Source organism: Acidiphilium sp. PM (assembly GCF_000219295.1).
GTDB classification, from domain to species: Bacteria; Pseudomonadota; Alphaproteobacteria; order Acetobacterales; family Acetobacteraceae; genus Acidiphilium; species Acidiphilium multivorum.
In genome coordinates this window covers 1-1,607 of record NZ_AFPR01000576.1, presented here as the reverse complement: position 1 = coordinate 1,607, position 1,607 = coordinate 1, and the positions used below count along the sequence as shown (strand labels likewise).

The 1,607-nt window shown below is 63.7% G+C and carries 2 protein-coding genes and 1 pseudogene; 1 reads left to right on the top strand and 2 read right to left on the bottom strand.

Features of this window, described 5'->3' with window-relative positions; translation table 11 throughout:
• Positions 1-214 (top strand): Rrf2 family transcriptional regulator (locus APM_RS18660; RefSeq protein WP_007424953.1); only part of this gene is annotated, 214 nt, incomplete at its 5' end.
• 334 nt (positions 215-548) lie between these two features.
• Here the strand turns inward: APM_RS18660 and APM_RS18655 are convergent.
• Both APM_RS18655 and APM_RS18650 read right to left on the bottom strand, forming a co-directional pair.
• Positions 549-1,262 (bottom strand): hypothetical protein, encoded by a 714-nt coding sequence (locus APM_RS18655; RefSeq protein WP_007424952.1) that lies wholly within the window; start codon positions 1,260-1,262, stop codon positions 549-551.
• A pseudogene (locus APM_RS18650) lies at positions 1,250-1,607 on the bottom strand (hypothetical protein); the annotation flags it as partial. The pseudogene APM_RS18650 and the gene APM_RS18655, both read right to left, overlap by 13 nt.

Genomic DNA, 1,607 nt, shown 5'->3' with positions numbered 1-1,607 from the left:
GGATCCGCCTGGGCGGATCCGCATCGGAGACGTGGTCCGCTATCTCGAACGCGATCAGGCCATGGTCGAATGTTTTCGCGCCGATGGCGGACAATGCAATCTGCTACCGGCCTGTCGGCTGCGCCTTACGCTCAGCCGCGCAAAAGACGCCTTCATCGAGACGCTCAACGAGAAATCCCTGGCCGACATGTCGCTGATATCGGGCACGCCGTAATCAACTCTGATGGGACGCCACACGAACCCAGGAACTCACCGGCAAAAATGCTCGCCGCCGGGCTGCCGCTGTGGCTCCGAAAGTGAGTGTCAAAAATTATGAGCACAGGTCTCTGATGTCGAGCACCGATCATTTAATCTGAGCATGGAAGCATATAATTTGAGCACGAAGGCTCGCCTGCGAGCACCTGATTCGAGCAAAATTCGGCGATGAATTCGGGCGTGGCCGCCGATAATATCAAGCAACTACACCTACCGCCGGCCTCAGCCCGGCGACCTGATTTGTGAATGCCGTAGGCGCATCCGGGGGAGGGGTAAAGCCCTCCTCCATCCCGCTACCCATGTGCGGCCGGCGCGACATTCGGCGTGGTCCAAAGCCAGAGATGGCAAGCCGTCCGGCCGTCCTGATGCGCCACGTTCTTGCCGGTGCAGTCGGATTTCATGGTGTCGAGAATGGCGTTGTCGCGCATGAGCTCGTGCCATTGTGCCAACCCCGCCGGGCCTTGTGAGGCGAGGACGGATTGCTCAACGGCCACGGCGGCGTGAATCGTGCCGGCGGCCTGACCGTACCCGGCCGCGTTGCCGCGCCAGTAGCCCAGGCCGAAGCCCAGGGCGAGGATTACGATCGCCAGCGCCGCGCCCGAGGTAAGCGTGCGCCACCATACCCACCGCGACATGGACTTGAGGCGCTGTTCTGCCGCTTGGGCAAAGGACGCCACGAACTGACGCGACAGATCCGCATGCGCGGCTTCGGCCTGTGCCTTTGCGGCCTGAAAGGCATGGTCGATGGTTTGCGCCAAGCCATCCCGCGCCTGGCGCACGGCACTGAAATCCTGATCAATGTTCTGCCGATGCTCAGCCATCGCGCGTCGCTGGTCTGTGGCAATGGCAACGGTCGAGTCTAAAAACACCCGGAGCGCGTGGAGCGTTTGCGCGGTGGGGTCATTGTCGAGCCGGGCCAGCTGTTCGGCCCGATCCAGCTCCGCCTGCGCGGCGCGGATCGCGGCTTCTGCTCCGCCCTGATCGACGGCTCCGTTCACGGCATCCACGATTTCACGCCGGCGAATTGCTCATCCATCGCCTTGAGCCAGTGGCCCACCCGCGATCGGTTGAACACCCCGAGCGGCGGTTCTGTCTGACCGTCCCGTGCCGCGATGAAACTTGCGGTGCGGGCCTCGACCGCCTCGGCCGCGTGCAGGCGCGGCATCCAGAGGGTGAGCGCGCCGTCCGCCGTTTCATCGCGATAGACGTTCGAGGAGGTAAGGCGCCCGAATGCCTGGTCGCGGGATTGTCCGGCTGGAGCCATGCCTTCATTGAGCACGAAGGCCCGCGCGCGGGGCTTGAAGCCCAAGGCGCCGAGCGTGGCCGCAGGAGTTAAATCCTCGGGATGCGGA